This is a genomic window from Methylobacterium sp. 37f (genome assembly GCF_023093475.1).
Lineage (GTDB): Bacteria > Pseudomonadota > Alphaproteobacteria > Rhizobiales > Beijerinckiaceae > Methylobacterium.
Map to the genome: position 1 here is coordinate 17435 of NZ_JAGHKN010000048.1, position 18826 is coordinate 36260.

At 68.3% G+C, this 18826-nt stretch carries 19 protein-coding genes and 2 pseudogenes; 16 read left to right on the plus strand and 5 right to left on the minus strand.

Going from position 1 to position 18826, the window contains the following annotated elements:
- Positions 1-231: 231 nt before the first annotated feature.
- The 8 genes from J7U37_RS22215 (at position 232) to J7U37_RS22250 (ending at position 8086) form a co-directional block, all read left to right on the plus strand.
- Positions 232-1461 carry a DUF3095 domain-containing protein gene (locus J7U37_RS22215; RefSeq protein ID WP_348773015.1) on the plus strand — a complete coding sequence of 410 codons (1230 nt, stop codon included), beginning with the start codon at positions 232-234 and terminating at the stop codon, positions 1459-1461.
- Entirely contained in the window at positions 1458-3203 is a 1746-nt protein-coding gene (locus tag J7U37_RS22220; protein ID WP_247637121.1) for a patatin-like phospholipase family protein, read from the plus strand. The genes J7U37_RS22215 and J7U37_RS22220 overlap by 4 nt, the downstream gene beginning before the upstream one ends.
- 116 nt (positions 3204-3319) lie before the next feature.
- Positions 3320-4609: a nucleotide disphospho-sugar-binding domain-containing protein gene (locus tag J7U37_RS22225; protein WP_247637122.1), complete on the plus strand. Its 1290-nt coding sequence runs from the start codon at positions 3320-3322 to the stop codon at positions 4607-4609.
- Complete coding sequence (locus tag J7U37_RS22230; protein ID WP_247637123.1) at positions 4606-4815, plus strand: hypothetical protein; 210 nt, start codon at positions 4606-4608, stop codon at positions 4813-4815. The genes J7U37_RS22225 and J7U37_RS22230 overlap by 4 nt, the downstream gene beginning before the upstream one ends.
- A gap of 19 nt (positions 4816-4834) precedes the next feature.
- Positions 4835-5083, plus strand: coding sequence for a ferredoxin (locus J7U37_RS22235; RefSeq protein ID WP_247637124.1), 249 nt, complete (start codon positions 4835-4837; stop codon positions 5081-5083).
- On the plus strand, positions 5080-6399 hold the full coding sequence (locus J7U37_RS22240) for an FAD-dependent oxidoreductase (protein ID WP_247637125.1): 1320 nt from the start codon (positions 5080-5082) through the stop codon (positions 6397-6399). The genes J7U37_RS22235 and J7U37_RS22240 overlap by 4 nt, the downstream gene beginning before the upstream one ends.
- Positions 6392-7645: a cytochrome P450 gene (locus tag J7U37_RS22245; RefSeq protein ID WP_247637126.1), complete on the plus strand. Its 1254-nt coding sequence runs from the start codon at positions 6392-6394 to the stop codon at positions 7643-7645. The genes J7U37_RS22240 and J7U37_RS22245 overlap by 8 nt, the downstream gene beginning before the upstream one ends.
- 171 nt (positions 7646-7816) lie before the next feature.
- A complete protein-coding gene (locus J7U37_RS22250) occupies positions 7817-8086 on the plus strand; it encodes a hypothetical protein (RefSeq protein WP_247637127.1) in 270 nt (89 codons plus the stop codon).
- Positions 8087-8441: 355 nt separating this feature from the next.
- On the opposite strand, the gene J7U37_RS22255 is transcribed toward J7U37_RS22250, so the two are convergent.
- Both J7U37_RS22255 and J7U37_RS22260 read right to left on the minus strand, forming a co-directional pair.
- Positions 8442-8936, minus strand: a complete 495-nt coding sequence (locus J7U37_RS22255) for a hypothetical protein (RefSeq protein ID WP_247637128.1) — start codon at positions 8934-8936, stop codon at positions 8442-8444.
- Between the two features lie 505 nt (positions 8937-9441).
- A complete protein-coding gene (locus tag J7U37_RS22260; protein ID WP_247637129.1) occupies positions 9442-10260 on the minus strand; it encodes a cobalamin-binding protein in 819 nt (272 codons plus the stop codon).
- Positions 10261-10398: 138 nt separating this feature from the next.
- On the opposite strand from J7U37_RS22260, the gene J7U37_RS22265 reads away from it, so the two are divergent.
- The 3 genes and pseudogenes from J7U37_RS22265 to J7U37_RS22275 all read left to right on the plus strand — a co-directional run.
- Positions 10399-11073, plus strand: a complete 675-nt coding sequence (locus J7U37_RS22265) for an HAD family phosphatase (protein ID WP_247637130.1) — start codon at positions 10399-10401, stop codon at positions 11071-11073.
- Between the two features lie 25 nt (positions 11074-11098).
- A complete protein-coding gene (locus tag J7U37_RS22270) occupies positions 11099-11503 on the plus strand; it encodes an acyl-CoA thioesterase (protein WP_247637131.1) in 405 nt (134 codons plus the stop codon).
- A gap of 417 nt (positions 11504-11920) precedes the next feature.
- Positions 11921-12094: pseudogene (locus J7U37_RS22275) on the plus strand (acetylhydrolase); the annotation flags it as partial.
- A 308-nt stretch (positions 12095-12402) separates the two neighbouring features.
- On the opposite strand, the pseudogene J7U37_RS22280 reads toward J7U37_RS22275, so the two are convergent.
- A pseudogene (locus J7U37_RS22280) lies at positions 12403-12785 on the minus strand (transposase); the annotation flags it as partial.
- A gap of 257 nt (positions 12786-13042) precedes the next feature.
- Between J7U37_RS22280 and J7U37_RS22285 the strand changes: the two are divergent.
- Positions 13043-13360: a type II toxin-antitoxin system MqsR family toxin gene (locus J7U37_RS22285; RefSeq protein ID WP_247637132.1), complete on the plus strand. Its 318-nt coding sequence runs from the start codon at positions 13043-13045 to the stop codon at positions 13358-13360.
- A complete protein-coding gene (locus J7U37_RS22290) occupies positions 13357-13863 on the plus strand; it encodes a type II TA system antitoxin MqsA family protein (RefSeq protein ID WP_247637133.1) in 507 nt (168 codons plus the stop codon). The genes J7U37_RS22285 and J7U37_RS22290 overlap by 4 nt, the downstream gene beginning before the upstream one ends.
- Here the strand turns inward: J7U37_RS22290 and J7U37_RS22295 are convergent.
- On the minus strand, positions 13849-14187 hold the full coding sequence (locus tag J7U37_RS22295) for a hypothetical protein (protein WP_247637134.1): 339 nt from the start codon (positions 14185-14187) through the stop codon (positions 13849-13851). The two genes, J7U37_RS22290 and J7U37_RS22295, sit on opposite strands and share 15 nt — an antisense overlap.
- The gene (locus J7U37_RS22300; RefSeq protein ID WP_247637135.1) at positions 14184-15293 is read right to left on the minus strand and encodes an IS5 family transposase; all 1110 of its coding nucleotides are present in this window, start codon (positions 15291-15293) and stop codon (positions 14184-14186) included. The genes J7U37_RS22295 and J7U37_RS22300 overlap by 4 nt, the downstream gene beginning before the upstream one ends.
- A gap of 29 nt (positions 15294-15322) precedes the next feature.
- Between J7U37_RS22300 and J7U37_RS22305 the strand changes: the two genes are divergently transcribed.
- The 3 genes from J7U37_RS22305 to J7U37_RS22315 form a co-directional block, all read left to right on the plus strand.
- On the plus strand, positions 15323-15472 hold the full coding sequence (locus tag J7U37_RS22305) for a hypothetical protein (RefSeq protein ID WP_247637136.1): 150 nt from the start codon (positions 15323-15325) through the stop codon (positions 15470-15472).
- Positions 15469-16116, plus strand: coding sequence for a hypothetical protein (locus tag J7U37_RS22310; protein ID WP_247637137.1), 648 nt, complete (start codon positions 15469-15471; stop codon positions 16114-16116). Before J7U37_RS22305 ends, J7U37_RS22310 begins: the two co-directional genes overlap by 4 nt.
- 1131 nt (positions 16117-17247) lie before the next feature.
- Positions 17248-18826 (plus strand): hypothetical protein (locus J7U37_RS22315; protein ID WP_247637138.1); only part of this gene is annotated, 1579 nt, incomplete at its 3' end.

An 18826-nucleotide genomic window follows, 5' to 3' on the forward strand; every position in this document is an offset into this window, starting at 1 on the left:
CGTAACGCTGTTCTCGACGACGCATTCGAGCGAAGCTGACCGAATCGCGTCCGGGCGGCGGATCTCCGTCTGCCGCGCGCGACACGCGGGTGGGACTTCCGATTTCCATGTAACCGTGACGGGCCGGTCGGCGAAACCTCGTCAGGGACGCACGCTCGCCCTGCGAAGGTCTCGCCCTGCGAAGGTCTCCGGGGGGGGCGATCGCCATCGGAGGAGAAGGGATGCTCGGCGATGCCTGCGCAGCAAGTCCGCCCCGACGGCGTATCCGCTTCGGCCATGCCCCGTGGTCTGCCGATGGAGCCTGAGGAAACCTTCGCCCCGCTCCCGTTCCGCTACGCCGCCGTTCCGCGCCTGACGCGGTTCTCGGATGTGCTCGATGAAGCCTTCTACTTCCCGGTGCCGGACACGTGGTGGATCGCCCTCTGCGACGTGGTGATGTCCACCCGCGCGATTGAGGAGGGGCGCTACCGGTCCGTGAACATCGCCGGGGCCGCCCTGATCGCGGGCGTGCGCAACGCCCTGCCGGAGGCCGACACGCCGTTCGTCTTCGGGGGCGACGGTGCGACCCTGCTGGTCTCACCCGAGCATCGCCAGACGGTCGAGGCGGTTCTGGCCGCGACGGTGACCTGGGTCGGCGAGACGCTCGACCTCACCTTGCGGGCCGGGCTGATGCCGGTCTCGGCGGTGCGGGCCGCCGGACACGACCTCCGGATCGCGCGCTACGCCGCCTCTCCCAGAGTCGATTACGCGATGTTCTCCGGCGGCGGCCTCGCCTACGCGGAGGCTGCGCTGAAGGGTGGGCTCCACGCGATCCCGGCGGCCGCAAGTGGCGCGAAGCCGGACCTCACCGGTCTGTCCTGCCGGTTCGAGGCGGTGCCGGCCCAGGGTGGCCTGGTTCTCTCCCTCATCGTCCTGCCCGAGGCGGGCGCCGACCGGAGCGCCGTGCTGGCGGTCCTCGGCGAAGTTCTGGCCGTAGTCGAGGCAAGCCCCGGCATGGGGCGCCCGTTGCCGGATTCCGGTCCCGCGATGCGGCCGCCCTGGTCGGGCCTTCGGGAGGACGCGCGCGGACAAGATTTGTTGGCGGGGTCGCGCTGGCTTCGCCTGGCGAGCCTGTTCCTGTCGCGCAGCGCGACCTTCGCGTTGTTCCGCCTCGGCGTGCCCTTCGGCCGCTTCTCGCCGCGCCACTATCGACGGCGGCTGGCCGCCAATGCCGACTTCCGGAAATACGAGGACGGGCTCCGCCTGACCGTGACCTGTCCGGTCGCGACGGCGGATCGGATCGAGGCGCGGCTCGCCACCGCACAGACGGCAGGGCTGGTGCGGTACGGCCTGCACCGCCAGGAGGCCGCGGTGGTGACCTGCATCACGCCCTCCGTGCTGCGCGACGACCATGTCCATTTCGTCGATGGCGCCGACGGCGGATATGCCCGGGCCGCCACCATGCTCAAGCGGCAGCCATGACGGCACCGGACATCCCGTTCCTGGCCGGCCTGGACCCGGAGGCCGCCGCCGCGGTGCGGGCGCGTATGGTCCCGGTGGCGGTGGCGGGCGGAAGCACGCTGTTCGCGCAAGGCGAGGCCGGGGACGCGCTCTACACCCTGGTGTCCGGTGCCATCGGGATCTCGACCGACGGTGCCATCGGGCCGTCCCGCCGGATCGCCCGGTTGAACCCGCCCGAGAGCTTCGGCGAGATGGCCCTGCTCTCGCCGGCCCCCCGATCCGCCACCGCCACGGCCCTGCGGGATTCCAATCTGCTGCGGCTGGCCCGCGCGGATTTCGAGGCGGTGGTCGGGCATCATCCCCGGATGCTGCTCTACTTCGCGCGGCTTCTTACCGAGCGCATCCGTGCCGGCCAGGAGGGCGAGACGGTGCGGCACAGACCACGCAGTTTCGCCGTGCTCGCCGTCACCGAAGGGCTCGATGCGGCGGCTTTCGGGAACGCCCTGGCGGCGGCCTTCGACGCCACCCTGCCGGGCCGCACCGGCTGCCTGACACGCTGGCCGGAGGGCGCTGACGAGACCTGGTTCCACGACTACGAGACCCGCCACGCCCGCACGATCTTCTTGGCCCACGAGGTCGGTTGCCCGTGGTGCCGGCTCTGCCTGCGCCACGCGGACCACGTCCTGCTGCTCGCCGAGCCCGGCCGGTCGCCCCGCGACGGGGCCGCCGCCTGGCTCGGGAGCCTGCGGTCGGACTGGATCCGGATGGATCTCGCCGTCCCGCAGGACGCGGATGCGGTTCTGCCCCGCCCTGTCCATCCCGATGTCGCGGCCTTGCCCGCCGCCCTGCGCATTCCGGTGCGGGCCGGCAACGTGAGCGATCTCGAGCGGCTCGCGCGCCTCGCGAGCGGCTCGGCCCGGGGCCTCGTCCTCGGTGGCGGCGGCGCGCGCGGCCTTGCCCATCTCGGGGTGCTGCAGGCCCTCGAGGAGGCCGGCTGCGCCCCCGACTTCGTCGGCGGAACCAGCATGGGCGCGGTGGTCGCGGCCAGCCTCGCCATGGGTCTCGGCATCGACCGCATCCGCGCACGGACGGTCGCGTTCTTCGTCGGCAACAATCCCCTCAACGACTACACGCTGCCCTACCACGCGCTGACCCGCGGGGCGAAGGTCGACGCGGGTCTCGCCGCATGGTTCGGCGGCGCCCGGATCGAGGATCTCTGGCTCCCCTTCCTCTGCGTCTCCTCCAACCTGACGACCGGCACCGCGATGGTCCACCGCAGCGGCGACCTGCCTGGCGCCTTACGAGCCAGCATTGCGATTCCGGGCCTGCTCCCCCCGGTCTGCACCGAGGACGGCGTCCTGGTGGACGGGGGCATGATGAACAACCTGCCGGCCGACGTTCTGGCCGGCCTGGAGCGGGGACCGGTGCTCGCCGTCGATGTCGGCAGCGACCGCGCCTTCGGCGACATGCCGGTGCGCTCCTGGCGCGGACGTCTGATCCGGCGGATGCTCGGCGCGCCCGCCGCCATGCCGGGCATCGCGCCCCTGCTGCTGCGGGCCGCAACCGTGTCGGGCGACGCGCAATCGATGATGGCGGTCGGCCACGCCGCCGCCCTGCTCAAGCCGCCGCTGGCCGGCATCGACCTGCGGGCCTGGTCGAGCTTCGAGGCCATCGCGGGGATCGGGTACCGCCATACGCAGGAAGCGCTCGCCCAGGGCCGTCTGCGCGCCTGGACCGAGGGCAGCGGACCCCTGCGTTCATGAGTCGGGTCGGGGAACCCGGTGCGCCAGCGCACCAGGCCGGGCGCTCGCCCGTAACCCGGATGTGCACCGCAGCGATGGTCTCGGTATCGCAACCGACGCATCGAGGACGCGCCGCCATGAAGGTGCTGATCGCCGCCACGGCCCTGACCGGGCACATCAATCCGCTTCTCAGCCTCGGCCGGCGTCTCGCCGCCCGCGGCGACAGCGTCGTTCTGACGACCGCCGAGCGATACCGCGAAAAGGTCGAGTCGGCAGGCCTGCGCTTCTCGGCTTACGACGACGGCGATGCCGCCGCGTATCGCGAGACCGACCTGCCGGCCGGCCCCGAGCGCTACCGGCGCGAGTTCGCGCGCCGTTTCATCGATCCGATTCCGGTCCAGGCCGAGGCCCTGCGTCGCCTCGTCGAGGCGGAGCGGCCCGACGTGATCGTCGCCGGCAGCCTGTTCCTCGGCGTGCTGCCGATGCTGCTCGCCTCCGCGCAGCGTCCGCCCATCGTCGTCCTCAACGTCAGCTTCCTGTTCCTCGACCGGCCGGACCACGCGCCGGTCGGCCTCGGCCTGCCGCCGGCCCGAACGGACGCCGAGCGCGCCCATTACGCGGTCCTGAAGGCCGGGATGGATGCCGCCTTCGTCGATCCGGTGCGCGCCTACGGGGACGCACAGCTGGCGCAACTCGGCCTGCCGCCCCTGCCGGCTTCGCTGCCGCACTCCATCGCCGTGCTGCCGGACCTGTTCCTCCAGCCGACGGTGCCCGAGTTCGAGTATGATTTCGGGACGCTGCCGCCCAACCTGCGCTTCACCGGCCTGCTGCCGGCACTGAGGGTCGAGGTCGAGCTCCCCGATTGGTGGCAGGCGCGCGACCGGGCCAAGCCCGTTGTCCTCGTCACGCAGGGCACCCTGGCGAATGCCGATTTTGGCGAACTGATCGAGCCGACCCTCGCGGCCCTGGCGGACCGCGACGACCTGCTGGTGGTGGCGACCACGGGCGGGCGCCCCGTCGAGGCCCTGCGCGGCCCCCTTCCGGCGAATGCCCGCGTGGCGCCGTTCCTGCCCTTCGACGCGATGCTGCCGGAGGTGTCCCTGCTCGTCACGAATGGCGGATACGGCAGCGTCTCGCAGGCCCTCGCGGCCGGCGTGCCGATCGTCTCGGCCGGGCTGACCGAGGACAAGGCGGAGATCGGCGCTCGCATCGGCTGGTCGGGCGCTGGGCTCGATCTCGCGACCAACGCGCCGTCGATCCCGGCGCTGCGCGAGGCGATCGAAACGGTGCTGGCCCAATCCCGCTACCGCGCACGGGCCGCATCCCTGGCACGCGCCTTCGCAGGGCTGGACGCTGGGTCCTCGATGCTCGCGGGCATCGACGAGGTGGTCCGCTCTCGTTCGAGCCTCCGGGGGATCGCCGCATGACCGCTCTCCTGATCTTCGGCCCGGCCTGCGCCCGAGTCCTGGCCGGAGCGACGGCGAACCGGCACTGCGACAGCGGGCGCACGCCCCGGCCGATCGTGTTCGCCGCCAGCCTCGTCCTTGCCGCCCTGACCGGCCTGCCCCTGGCATCGGTCGTCAACCTGATCCCGCGGGACGACGATCTGTCCGATCCGTTCCTCGGCCTCTGACCGCCAGCGAGGTATCGCCATGACCGACCCCACCGAACCCGTTCCAGGCGAAGCCGCGCCGCTTCGTGTCGTGGTCGACCTCAATCGGTGCCAGGGCTACGCCCAGTGCTGCTACGCCGCGCCCGGTGCCTTCGAGGTCCGGGGTCACGAGATCCTGTTCTACGATCCGGCTCCGCCGCGTGCGCGTCGGGGAGAGATCGAGCGGGCCGTCCAGGCCTGCCCCGTCCGCGCCATCAGCCTCCAGGCCGAATTCGGAGACGTATCGTGAGTAAGGCGGAGACGGCCGGCATCGTCGTCGTCGGCGCGTCGCTCGCCGGCCTCCGGGGCGCCGAGGCCCTGCGCCGCAACGGCTATGCCGGCCGGGTCACGATCGTGGGCGACGAACCATATCGCCCCTACGACCGGCCGCCCCTGTCGAAGCACGTCCTGTCGGGCGAACTGGCATCGAATGCCACCGCGCTTCCGGAACGCGTCGCCCTCGATGCGCAGTGGCGGCTGGGGCACGGGGCCATCGCCCTCGACCGGGATGCGCGCACGATCCGCCTCGCGGACGGGGCGGTGCTCGCCTACGAGCGCCTCCTCATCGCCACCGGTGCGCAGGCGCGCCCCTGGCCGCCGGCCTCTGGAGGCGGGCTCGCCGGCATCTTCACCCTGCGCGGCCGGGACGATGCCGCCCGCCTGCGCACCGCGTTGGCGGAGGGGCCTGCCCGCGTCCTCATCGTCGGTGCCGGCCTGATCGGCTGCGAGGTGGCCTCCTGCTGTCGCGGTCTCGGACTACCGGTCACGCTGGTCGATCCCAATTCGACGCCGCTCGCCCGTTCGCTCGGCACCTGGGTCGGCGGCGTCATCGCCGATTGCCTGCGGGAGGCCGGCGTGACCTTTCAGGCCGGCGCACAGGTGCTCCGCTTCGCGGGCGACGCCTCGGGCCGGGTCGTTCGCGCCCATCTGGCGGATGGCAGCGCGATGGAGGCCGATCTCGTGATCGTGGCGCTCGGCGCCACGCGCGCCACGGACTGGCTCTCGGGAGCGGGCCTGATGGCCGACGCCAGCGGCGTGACCTGCGACGGCGCCTGTCGGGTGCTCGGCGCCGATGGGACGCCGTGCTCGGACATCTACGCCGCCGGGGACGTCGCGCGCTGGCCGAACGCACTCTACGGCGGCCGGCTGATGTCGGTGGAGCATTGGGGCAACGCCGTCGGGCAGGCCGCGCACGCCGCGCGCAACATGCTGGCGGGACCCGAGGACCAGCAGGTCTACCACCACCTGCCGGCCTTCTGGTCGAGCCAGTTCGGGATCAACATCAAGGCCGTCGGCTTGAGCGAGGGCGCCGACGCGGTCGCGATCGTGCAGGGCTCGCGGGCGTCACGGCGCTTCCTCGCCGTTTATGGCCGCGCGGGACGCAGCATCGCGGCCGTGTCATTCGATCAGGCCCGCTGGCTTCCCGCCTATGCCGAGGCGATCACGGCCGGACAGGCGTTTCCGCCGATCCGCGACGCGAGCGACCAGGGCGGCTTCCACGCCATGTCACCGGGCTTTCCGCCACCGCGCGCCGCGTCCACCCCCATCGAGGCCCGCCATGGCTGAGGACACGCTGTTTTCCGAGGTCCTGGACCCCGCCAACCGGGCCGACCCCTACCCGATCTACGCGCGGCTTCGCGAGACCCCGGTCTCGCTCCAGCGTGACGGCAGCATCGTGGTGAGCGGCCACGCGGCGATCCGTAGCCTGATCTTCGATCCGCGCCTCAGCTCCGAGGATCTGCCACCCTCCCACCGCCCGCGCACCGGTAACCCGCTCAAGGACTGGCTCCTCAATCCGATCAAGGACCGCATCGCCACCGCCCATCGCCCCCTGATCTTCCGCGACCCGCCGGACCACGACACCCTGCGCCATGCCGTGATGCGCGAGTTCTCGGTGGCGCGGGTGCAGGCGCTGCGGCAGCGGGTCGTGCGGGACGTGGACGCCCTCATCGACGCCTGTGTCGGTCGCAAGGAAGTCTGCCTCGTCGAGGACCTGTCCTATCCGCTCCCGGTCTCGGTGATCTGCGATATGCTCGGCGTGCCTGAGGCGGACGAGCCGCAGTTCCAGGCCTGGGCGACGCAGCTCGCCACCGCCCTGGAGCCCGATGCCCGCCACGACGAGGCCAGCCGGCACCGGACGGTGGCGGCCTTCGACGCGATCTCCGGCTACATGCGCGCCCTGATCCGCGCCAAGCGCCGACGCCCCACGGCCGACATGCTCAGCGCCCTGGCCGCGCCGGGTCCCGACGGCAAGGCGGTGATGGGCGATTTCGACCTGATCTCGACGGCGATCCTGCTGCTGGTGGCGGGCCACGAGACCACGGTGAACCTCATCACCAACGGCATGCTGACCCTGCTGCGCCATCCGCAAGAGTTGAAGCGCCTGCGCGCCGATCCGGAGCGGGCGCCGCGCGTGATCGAGGAGCTGCTCCGCTACGAGCCGCCCGTGCATTTCCGGACCCGCAAAGCCCTCGGGGCCATCGAGATTGCCGGCCAAACCATTCCGAAGGGCACGCCGGTCATCCTGCTCTTCGCCGCCGCGAATCGCGACCCGGCCCGCTTCAGAGATCCGGACCGTTTCGACCCGGATCGGGAGGACAACCAGCATTTCGGCTTCGGCGGCGGATTGCACTACTGCATGGGCGCCCCGCTCGCGCGGATCGAGGCCGAGATCGCCCTGGTCGCCCTCTGCCGCCGCCTCGTCGCCCCCCGACTCATGGCCGACCCGCCGCCCTACAGGCCCGGAGCCTCCCTGCGTGGTCCCGAGAGGCTCGGCATTCGGATCTCGGGCATCGTGTCGGGGAACGCCTGACGCCGGAACGCGGTGGAAACGTGGAGAACGCGATGTTTCGCCGGCACGCCACCGCCCTTACCCTCTCAGGGCGGGCATGATGACGGTACGGGATCACACGAACCGGCCGTCGATCAGGTAACGCATCGTCGTGGGCCACGAACTCCAAGTATCGGTACTTGGAGACCCGCCATGCTCACCATCCTTCGCCCCGTCGTCGTCGCGCTCACCCTGACGAGCTCAGCGCCCTTCGCCGTGGCCCGCACACCGGAGGCGGCCGTTCCATCGGCAGGCACCTTCCATCCCACGGCAACGACCCTGCTCCGACACGTGGCTGCCAATGGAACCACCAAGCCGCTGGGCGCGCCCGTGGATCAGCGCCTTGGTACCTCGCTGCACTTAGCGACGGCCGACATGCGTCTGAGCCGCGCCATCCGCGCAGCGATTTGTACAGGCTGTTGAAACGCCCCCATGCAGGAGACGATAAGGCCTCGTTCTTCCTTTCCTGAGCGTACAACAGGTGACACCGTCCGCTTCGGTACATCCTGTACCCGAAAGCGGCCAGACAGTTCTCCACCCTTGCCGGTCGTAGAGCGGACGGATGGTTCCCGATGCAACTCGGCCGCTCTGACCACCGTCAGTGCTTCCCCGAAGCAGCTGTTCGTCAGCGCTCCGGCAGCGTCGGCTTGGGGTGGGTGTGTCTCGGCGCTACGAGTTTGAGGAGCAGACCCGCTGCGTCTGCCGTCGATTATCGGCAGCACGACGACTTTTAGGAAGGGCCTTTATGGCCGGCGACGATCAGCTATGACACCTCGTGTCAGCAGCTTGGCACGCACGTTGATGTACCCCAGCTTCGTTTTACATTATCCAGGGCTGTGATTGAACTGAGGCGTTTGAGCAAATGCGAACTTCGGACGGCACTGGCGTCGATCCATGGCGCGATGAGTTGCAAGCTGTCCTTGAGGATGCCGATGCAGTTGGTCGCTGGCAGGTCGACGCCCGCCAAAATCTTGTCACTGGCGACGCCATGATCGCCTTCCTGTTCGGCTTCACCCCCAAGTTGGCTGAGGAGGGCATTCCGTTTGAAACGTTCAACGGCGGCGTCCACCCGGAAGACCGGGCACACGTCATGGGGCAAATCTGGCGATGCGCGATATACGGCGGTTGGTTTATCGCTGAGCACCGCGTTTGTTCGGCCGACGGTCAGACGCGCCGGATTCTGGCTCGCGGGAAGTTCGACAAAGATGATACTGGCGCCGTGGTATCGGGCCGCGGCATTGTCGTAGACATTACACACAGTGAGGAAGGGCATAGCCCCCTCATCATTACGAGTGCAGATCAAGCGGCTATGCCGCTGGAGCGAGCGGCGGGCTTCATTTTAGCGGGTTACAGGTCACTCCAGGAGGCTGAAGAGCCGGAGGCCCTCGCCTTGGCGGAGAGGCTGCTGTTAGAGCTCGGCCGCAGCCTAGCCCGGGCGGAAGTTCGCACTCGTCTCGCACAATTGCATTAACCGGACATCATCCTGTCGAAGTCGCAGTGGTAGAGCGCCCTTGGTTCAGCATCGACAACACCTGGGGCTGTAACTCCGTCCCTTCGTTGTTCTCCTGAGAGCCACTCGAACTAACGCGCAAAGCGTCCGGTTTGGAGAAGACGCAAGAGCTGAGTGACGACCGCGAGAGTTCGAAGCCATTTTGCGCCGCAGTTCGAAAGAATGTGGGATATGCAAGAACTTTCTGCTCGAAAGCAGACTGGCAAAAATCCACCCATTGCGGATGTTCGTGGCGGGTACGCCGGCCCCAATCCGAAGGGGAACGGCTCTAGCCGAGGATAGGCAGCGTTGGGCTGCCCGGCACCGGTGGATGCCCAAGGGCAGACAGGATCGCGTCCAGGCCGTCGGTCAGGGCCGCGGGCCCGGGCTGGAGGATGAGGGGCGACTTGATCTCGTGGATGCACCCCCGCGCTACGGCCGGCATATCAGCCCAACCTGCCCGGGAGGCGATGCGGGACGGCACGACCTTCTTCCCACACCACGACGCCAGGATGACCTCGGGCGCAGCCGCCATCACTGCTTCGGGCGTTACGATGCGGTCCTTGGCGGCCGCCTGCCGAGCAAGCTCCGGAAAGATGTCGTCGCCGCCAGCGATGCCAACGAGCTCCGACACCCAGCCGATTCCCGAGATGAGGGGTTCGTCCCACTCCTCGAAGTAGACCCGGGGCCGGGGTCGCCCGCGGGCGAGGTCTGCTACCCGCGCCAGCCGGTCCTCGTAGCTGGTGGCGAGCGCCTCGGCCTGCTCGCGGGCGTCAACGAGGGCCCCGAGGGTGCGGATCATCGCCATGATGCCGGCGACGTTGCGCTGGTTGAAGGCATGCACGGCGATCCCCGCACGGACGAGATCGGCGACGATGCCGGCCTGAAGATCGGAGAAGGTAAGCACCAGATCGGGTGCGAGGGCGAGGATCTTCGGCAGGTCCGCGCTGGTGAAGGCCGAGACCCTGGGCTTCTCACGACGGACCTGGGGCGGGCGCACGGCATAGCCGGAGACGCCAACGATGCGGTCCTGCTCACCGAGGAGGTAAAGGGTCTCCACCGTCTCCTCGGTCAGGCAGACGATACGTTCGGGCGGGAAGCGGCGCATGCACTCTCATACCCCCCAAGATGTCGACCGGCACCCCTCGGGTCGGTAGTGGCGTGCCACGCTGGTCATGCCGCGCCCTCAAGCTGGAACTTGCGACCCGAACCGCTGCTTCCGTAAGGGTAGAGGAAGAAACGTTTCATGCCCGCAGCAGTGATCTTCGACGTCGACGGCACGCTCATCGACTCCGTTCCCCAGCACGCCCAGGCCTGGCAGGACGCCTTTCGCGATTTCGGCCACGACATCCCCTTCGAGGACCTTCGGCGGCAAATTGGCAAGGGCGGCGACCTTCTGCTCCGAGTGTTCCTATCCGAGGACGAAATCGCGGAGAAGGGCGACGCGCTGGAGAAGCACCGCTCGAAGGTCCTGAAGGAACGCTACCTGCCGACGATCAAGGGGTTGCCGGAGGTCCGGGCGCTCGTCGAACGGCTGTTGGCCGACGGGAAGCGGCTCGCGTTGGCCTCCTCCGCCAAGGCGGACGAGCTCAAGGTCTACAAGAAGATCGCCGACATCGAGGATCTCATCGAAATCGAGACGTCCTCAGACGATGCCGAGGAGAGCAAGCCAAACCCAGACATCTTCCTGGCCGCCTTAAAGCGTCTCGATGGGATCGAGCCAGGCGATGCAATCGTGGTCGGCGACACACCCTACGATGCCGAGGCCGCCGGCAAGGCCGGCATACGCACGATTGGCCTGCTCAGCGGCGGTTGGACGGATGAGGAGGTGAAGCAGTCCGGCTGCATCGCCACTTACCGGGACCCGGCGGACCTACTGGCCCACTACACGACCTCACCCCTTGTCGGACGGCAGGCCTGAACGTTCGCTGCTTGGAGCATCTTACATGGGCGACACGATCCCACGCCTCTCCGATGGTCCGCACCTACGCACCATTGCCATGCCACGCGATACGAATGCCGCCGGTGCCATCTTCGGCGGATGGACGGTGTCGCAAATGGACCTGGCCGGTGGCACCTTCGCCGCCCAGCGAACCAAGGGCCGCGTCGCGACCGTTAGCATCGACGCCATGCGCTTCCTGCGCCCGATTGCGGTGGGCGACGAGGTCAGTTGCTACTGCAGCTTGCAGGAGGACGGCGAGACATCGTTGGGCGTGAGGATCGAGGTCTGGGCCAGGGACCGCACGGGGGGTCAACCGGAAAGGGTCACCGAGGGAGTCTTCACCTACGTGGCCCTGGACGATGATGGAAAACCCCGCGGCAAGAACGACGGCCAGACAGACAAGACCTAGGCCGCGTCCGCGGCCTGCTCATCGAATGCCCTGGACGGACCATATCGCGCCTGGGGCCGCCGCACCGCTTATCGTCGCGGATGCTTCAGTCTGAGATCGTCGACATTCATGGGATGCTGAACGCCCAAGCCTAATGAATGGTCCGGTTGCCCGTTAGTCGTGGTGGTCGCGCCAAGCCTAGGGTTAGGGGGTGGGGGGGGCATACGTCCGGTCCGGCATTGCCAAACCGGGGACACAAGGCTCCGCTCTATTCGGCTTGCTAACGGGTTCCACGGAACGTGAATGACCATCATCGTCGACGCCCAGTCCAACTCGGAGACGGTCTTGGAACCTGCCACGCGCGGCCCAACCCGCCGTCGGTTTGCTGCCACGGCCCTTGCCGCAAGCGCCAGCGCCCTGTTTCCACGCTTGCCGGCGATGGCGCGACCTGTCCCCGACGAAGCCCGGGTCATCGACTTCGAATGGGTCGACACGTCACGCGCCCGCGCGGTGCCGGCGCGGCTCTACTGGCCGGCTGCCGCGACCCGGAAGGCACCAGTTCCACTGATCGTGTTCTCCCATGGGCTGGGCGGTTCGCGGAAGGGTTACAGCTACCTCGGTGAGGGATGGTCGGCGCAACGTACGGCCAGCTTGCACATCCAGCACGTCGGAAGCGACGAGACCCTGTGGCAAGGCAACCCGCTCCTGCTCCTCGACCGCCTCGACGGCGCGGCGGACGAGCGCGAGGCTATCGAGCGGACGCGAGACGTGAGCTTCGGCCTCGACCGCCTGCTTGACCGGACCGGTCCCTTCCACGCCGCAATCGACCGCAAGCGCATCGTCGCAGCGGGACATTCCTTCGGGGCGAACACCACCCTGATCCTCACCGGCGCTCAGGTGATCCGCGACGGGAAGCCCCTTGGGTACCTCATGCCTCGTCGCCCCCAGCCCCGCTCATGCTTTTTTTGAGCAGACGGTTCTCCAGGACGAGATCAGCCACGACCTCTTTGAGCGCCCCCGTCTCGCGGCGCAGATCCCGCACTTCATCCGTGGTGGCCGCACGAGCCGTGTCGCCGGACAGGCGCTTCTTGCCAGCCTCCAGGAACTCCTTGGACCAGCCGTAGTTCATCGAGGCGGCGATCCCCTCGCGCCGGCACAGCTCGGCGATGCTGTCCTCGCCGCGCAAGCCTTCCAGCACCACGCGGATCTTCTCCTCGGACGAAAACTGTCGACGTGTGGCCCGACGGATGTCCTTGATCACCGCTTCTGCCGGCTTCTTGGCCGGTCCGGATGTCTGCTTCATCTTCGCTCCTCAGGGGCTACGATGAACCAGCCATCCTCCGTTCGTGAAGACCCTCAATCTGTCCCACAGGTGCTGACGTCGGACAGCGAATCGGGCCACCGCAACCTCGGACGGCACCGGAACCGAGCTCGTGCCGATGCGTAAAAGCTTCCGTGCCATGTTCACCGACGGTTCGCCGTCGCAAGAAAAGGGCGCCGGCCTCAGCAGAATGCCGCGGTTGAAATCAGGGTAGCACGGTGCTACCTCTTGGAGGCCGGATGGCGCCGCACAATCCTCTGTCGAAGGTTCGCCAGCTCGTCATCGACGAGGAATCCTGTTCGTTCTTCGATCCCGTCTTCGCCGAGTTGCGTGCCCGGGGCTTGGACACCGACGATCTCAGGGCGATCATCCAGACGGAGTTGGGCGAAACGCACTTCAAGAAGTCCGAACCCACCCGTAGGCACTACCCCACCACGGTGTCGGACTACTACTCGATCTGGGTCGACGATTGCGCCGACTGGATGTTCCTGAAGCTCCTGGTCAGCGACGCCGACATCCTGGTCGTCACCTCATTCAAGAAGGATATCGATCGATGACGATGGAGGCCTGCCAAGCCTGCGAGGCGATCGCGGTCTCCGAGCGCGTCGAGCCATGCGTGGTCGAGCGGTCGGGGAAGAGCCTCACCATCCAGGACCGGCGCATGGTCTGCGCGGAATGCGGAAACGTCAGCTATCAGGGATCGCAGATCTCCGAGCACGAGCTCGCCGTCGCCAACGCCATCCGCGAGATGGACGGGCTCCTCTCCGCCGCCGAACTCAACGCCATCCGCCTGAAGTACAGGCTCCGCCAGGCCGACATGGAGCAGATCCTCTCCACCGGCCCGAAGACCTGGACCCGCTGGGAGCGCGGCAAGGTCCCCCAGAGCAAGGTCGCCGACCGCTACATCCGCGCGCTCGCCCGGGACCCCTACCTCGCCCGCCGCGAGATGCTTGCGGCGGGGGTCGCGAACCCCGAGGCGGAGGCGGTCTTCGCCCAGATCGAGATCGATGACCGCAGGCGTGCCCACGCCGTCATGCGCGACGCCCTAGCAGGGTGTTGAAGAAGTCTGCCATCGGCGGGCGATGAAGGGGATTTCGTCTCCGCCGTGGACGCGGATTTCGCCTTGGAGCGAGCCGTCGGCCTGAAGCTCGGCCGATCCGGAGCCGCAGATCGCGTCCCCCTCGTCGTTGCCATTCCAATCGAACGCGACGGCAGCGCACTCACCCTGCCAGCCGGCGCCGCCGGCGAAGGCCCCGGTGACACACCCGAAGGCGAACTCACCGCGACCGTCCTCGAAGAGGATGTAGGCGGGCTCGACCATGTCGGCGTAGTCATCCTCGTAGCCGGGCAGCTCGACGATCCGCCACTTGCCCAGGACGCTCACGCCGGAGCCCCGAGCAGTTTGGGCAGGCGGACCAGGTTGTAGGCCGCCGCCGTCAAGGCGAAGGCCCATCCGACCTTGTCGCGGCCTTTGAAGCGGGTCTTGCGCAGGCCACCGACGGTCTTGATCCAGCCAAAGCCCTCCTCGATGCGTTTGCGGATCTTCTGGCTCCGAGCGTAGCCGGCGTGCCGGGTGGTTCGTCCGTCGATGGAAGAGCGGCGGCCGTTGGTGTTCCGGGCCACGTGCGCACGCACGTTCATCGACCTGAGCTCGTTGACGAAGTCCTCGGCGTCATATGCCTTGTCGGCGCCGACCGAGATCGCCCTGGGCCGGTCCGCCCTCGGCTCGATCATCGACAACGCCGCGATCCGTTCGGCGTGACCATTCGCCAAGGTCAGGCGGGTGTCCACGATCAGGCCCGAGCGGTTCTCCATCAGGGTGTGGCCGATGAAGCAGAGCTTGGCCTCCATCCCCGGACCCTTGCGGTAGAGCCGGGCTTCTCGGTCCGTGGTGCTCGCGTGGGTCTCGTTCGAGCGGGTCTGCCCCCTGAAGTCGACCTCGGCGTTGCGCCCGCCGGCGGACGGCGGCGGGCCTTTCCCTTGATCGTTGCCGCCCTGATCCTTGGGCTTGAAGCTCTTGATCGACGCCCAGGCCTCGATCAGCGTGCCGTCGACGCTGAAGTGATCGCTGGACAGGAGCCGCTTCACGCGGGGCTGAGCCAGCACCGCGGCCAGGAACTGGGCCGCGATCTCACCGGCCAGAAGCCGATCCCGGTTCCGGGTGAAGCTCGAATGATCCCAGGCCTGATCATCGATGCCCAACCCGACGAACCAGCGGAACAACAGGTCGAACTCCAGCCGCTCCATCAGCTGCCGCTCGGAGCGGATCGAGTAGAACGCCTGCAGGAGCATGGCCCGCAGCAGCATCTCGGGCGGGATCGACGGACGACCCATCCGAGCCGCATAGAGCGTCGAGAACGACCCGCTCAGGGACGCCAGCGCCTCGTCCGTCAGTTGCCGGATGCTCCGCAGGGGATGATCGGACCGGACCCGAGCCTCCAGGTCCACATACGAGAACAGCGCCCCCGAACGTTGATCCAAGCCCCGCATCTGACTTCCCCGCACACTGCCAGGACGGAGTGAATCATGCCACGCCCCGGCACGCCACGGACTTCTTCAACACCCTGCTAGGGCACCGCACGGAAGTCGACCACGAGCGCTTCGCCGCGCTCGCTGCCGATGCGGCCTTCGACGCCTTCCACGGGACGCCGAAGGCAGTCGCCGCATGAGCGAGAAGCCTCCCATGGGCGTGCTCCACCATCTTCCGCCGCCGAGGAAACCCCTCGACGAGATGGAGGATTTCCGGCGCGACCTAGGGGAGACCATTGCGGCCCAGTTCCGTGAGCAGAACGAGATCCTGCGCGCCGAGGGCCGGGCGCAGGCAGCCCGCGTCCAGGAACAGGGCGAACTCATCAAGCGCCTCACCCGTGGCGTCGAACTCCTCGTCGGCGAGATGCATGGCGTCCGGACCGGCAAGGCGGAGGAGGCCTTCGCACGCGTGGGTGGCGAGGGCGCCGCCCCCGACCTGCCCACCGTCAACGCCGAGGCCGCGGTCGTCTACACCTGCACCGCGGGCAGCATCGGCCGGAAGCTCGACTTCCGCGCCAGCGAGATCGGTACCCTGCTCGGCGCCAAGGGCCTGCGCTGGGCCGGTAATGGCGCCTACCAGGAACTCGGGCGCGAGGTCGGCCCCAACCACACCAAGTTCTGGCACCGTGACGTCCCCGCCCGGCTCCGGCGCATCCTCGACGAGAACAATCCCGCCCGTCACGGCATCACCGACCGCAGCGTCCTTGCGATCTTCCGCAAGTGGAACGCCCGCCGCACCGACGGCCCGGACCTCCTTGACGGCATCGGCGAGCCCAAGGCCTGAGGCCTTTCCGCTTGGGGAAGCGAGGCGCGAGGTTCCGGAAAGGGATCGAGCAGGACCGTGCAGACTGGACGCCGGCCATAGCACCAGGAAGCACGCGAATAGCGCTCGCTTCGGTTCGACAAGCAGCCACGAAACGAATGCCCAGGTGAGTTCCTCCTACGCGGCTGGGCCGCCCTCGATCCTCGGGACGTGCCCGCCGAGCAGGGCCTCAAGCCACCCGATGGCCCTGCCCCGTTCGGTGCAGCAGGTGAAGAATGCCCGCTGCTTGGCCCTCGTGAGCGCCACCTAGAATGAGTTCAGCTCCACCCCGTTTGTCTTCCCCAGGCTTCACCAGCTCTCGGCGTCGAGGCCGAGGAAAACCATTGTGTAGTACCCCTGACCCTTGCTCTTGTGGTTCGTTAGAAGCGGCACCTGTCCCCCGTCCCTCGAAGCGATCGAGGACGGAGGTCCAGCCCCCCCCCCGGGGGGGGGCATCCGTCGCCGACCGCTCGCCTCGATCATGATGACCACGGTGGCGGGCGCAGCGTGTCCCGATCCAGGGCACGGGGGATGGCACGCGCGCGCGCACGAGGCGGGTGCCCGTCGCCTCGCTGGCGCATGGTCCGATTCGGTTGACCCATGCGGGCGAGGCGCTGGCGTCGCCTATCGGGTGGTCGTCACGCCTCGCGATACAACCAGCCGCATTCCATCAGCGCATTGCTCGCCCATGGTGTCCCCATGACCCGTCCAATGCGGCCCCGTGACCGCCCATGCGCGCCCCATGGAGGCGAGACACCAGCGCATAGCGGAACAACCGAGATGCCGTAACGCAACCTCAAGATAGATTCACCCTGCGACAGCCTGTCGCGAATGATGGGTTTGGCGATCCCTCATGGGATGCCGCCTCCCATGAAACTGATTTCCAGCCATCAAGGGCCATTACCTCCCGAAACGGAGGAATGTGCCAACCGACGGTGCTCATGGCTGGTTATGGGAGAACATGGGCTTAAACGCGATCTGACGTTTCAGGCTTGCGGAGAGGGTTAGACAGCAACGGGGGTGGACGGGGCGGCCGTTGCTTGGGGCATGCTTGGCCAAGGGGTAGTCTCCTCACGTGCGCGGAGTGGAGCCTACGCACACAGGAACCCAGCCTTGCCCGTCCCCAATCCCGTGCTTCCCAGCCCTGCCTCCCGTGCCGCCCTTCGGCGCGCGCACTTCGATGCGCTGCATCCTCCCGGCAGAGTCGGTCGCGCCTTCGTGGGCTCGAAGGTCGTGCGCGACGGCAAGGCGGGCTTCGACGGCGTCGTTGCGGATCACGGCGAGTGCCACGAGTTCCTCGGTCCGGAGACCTCATTCGTCTCCCTGAATCGGTTCTGGGGCCGCAGCCGCGCAGGCACGAACCTCAAGGCGGTCGGCTCGTTCGCCCTGGATTTCGACTTCTTCCACGCGGGCCTGCCCTACGCCGCCCTGTCGGCCGTCGAGATCGCCGACATGCTGGTCGATGCCATCGTCGCCGCCGGCATCCCGCGCCCCTCGATCGACGTGAGCTCGGGCCGCGGCGTGCAGCTCACCTGGATCTGCGACGGCGCCCGTGCCTCCGCGTGGGCGCGCGTGCGTGCGGTCTACGATGCCCTGCACGGGCCTTCGCTGGACTCGGCCGGCATGCCGGTGCGTTCGCGCCGCCATAGGGATGATGCCGTCCTCGCCGCCTTCGATGCGCGCATGGCCCCGATGTGGCGCCTGTTCCGCGATTGCGGTCTCGATCGCTGCGTCCGCGATGCGGCCCGGGTCGTCCGCCTCGTCGGCGCCATCAACGCCACCAACGGCAGGATGGCCACCCTCATGTTCCCGTCCGCGTTTCAGGACATCGTGCGATACGAGTTCGGCGCCCTTGCCGATGCGATCCTCCCGTACTCGCGCGCCCGTATCCAGGAGATGCGCGCCGCCCGCGCCGAGGCCCAGGCGGACATGCCCGCCAACGACAACCCGGCACCCCGCAGGGTGAGGCGCCTCCCGGCCGGGTACTGGCCCAACGTCCTCGCCGACCTGCACCGGCTCAGGGCGCACCGTGGCGGCATCGCTCAGGGCTATCGCAGGATCTGGCTGTTCCTGACGGCCAATGCCACCGCTCATATCAACGGGGGATGCCCGGCTGACTGGGCGGCCGATCTCGCTCACCTCGCAGGCCTGAGCGAGGCGGAGGCCACGGAGTGCCTGAGGTCCCTCGGGCGGAGACAGCTCCGCAATGAGGCAGGCGAGCGCGACACGTGGGACAAGAAGGAGTGGAGCGTCCTCTATAACTACTCGGCCGCGGAAATGGTGCGCCTGCTCAACGTGATGGTCGAGGAGGCCGACGAGGCCGGCCTTCGCCAGCTCGGCCCGGGCGGCGCCATCGCCCGCACGGACGCCGAGCGCCAGGCTGACAAGCGGCTGCGGGCGGGCGTGGCGACGAGCGGCGACAAGGCCAGCCGCAAGCTGGTCGACGGCTTGGCGGGTCTGGACATGAAGGCGGAGGGCAAGACCCTCGCGGAGATCTCGGCGGTCACGGGACGCGGGCGCACCTCTCTCATCGAGGCGATGCGGGAGGCCAAGGAGTATCAGGCTTCGGCTACCACGGATTCCGATGTCAGGGCTGACGCTAAGGAGGATATCTCCGAGACCACCGTTCGGGTTGAGTCACGCTATATGTGGTCCGTAGGCCCGCGCGTGAGGCCCGCCCCCGAACCTGCCC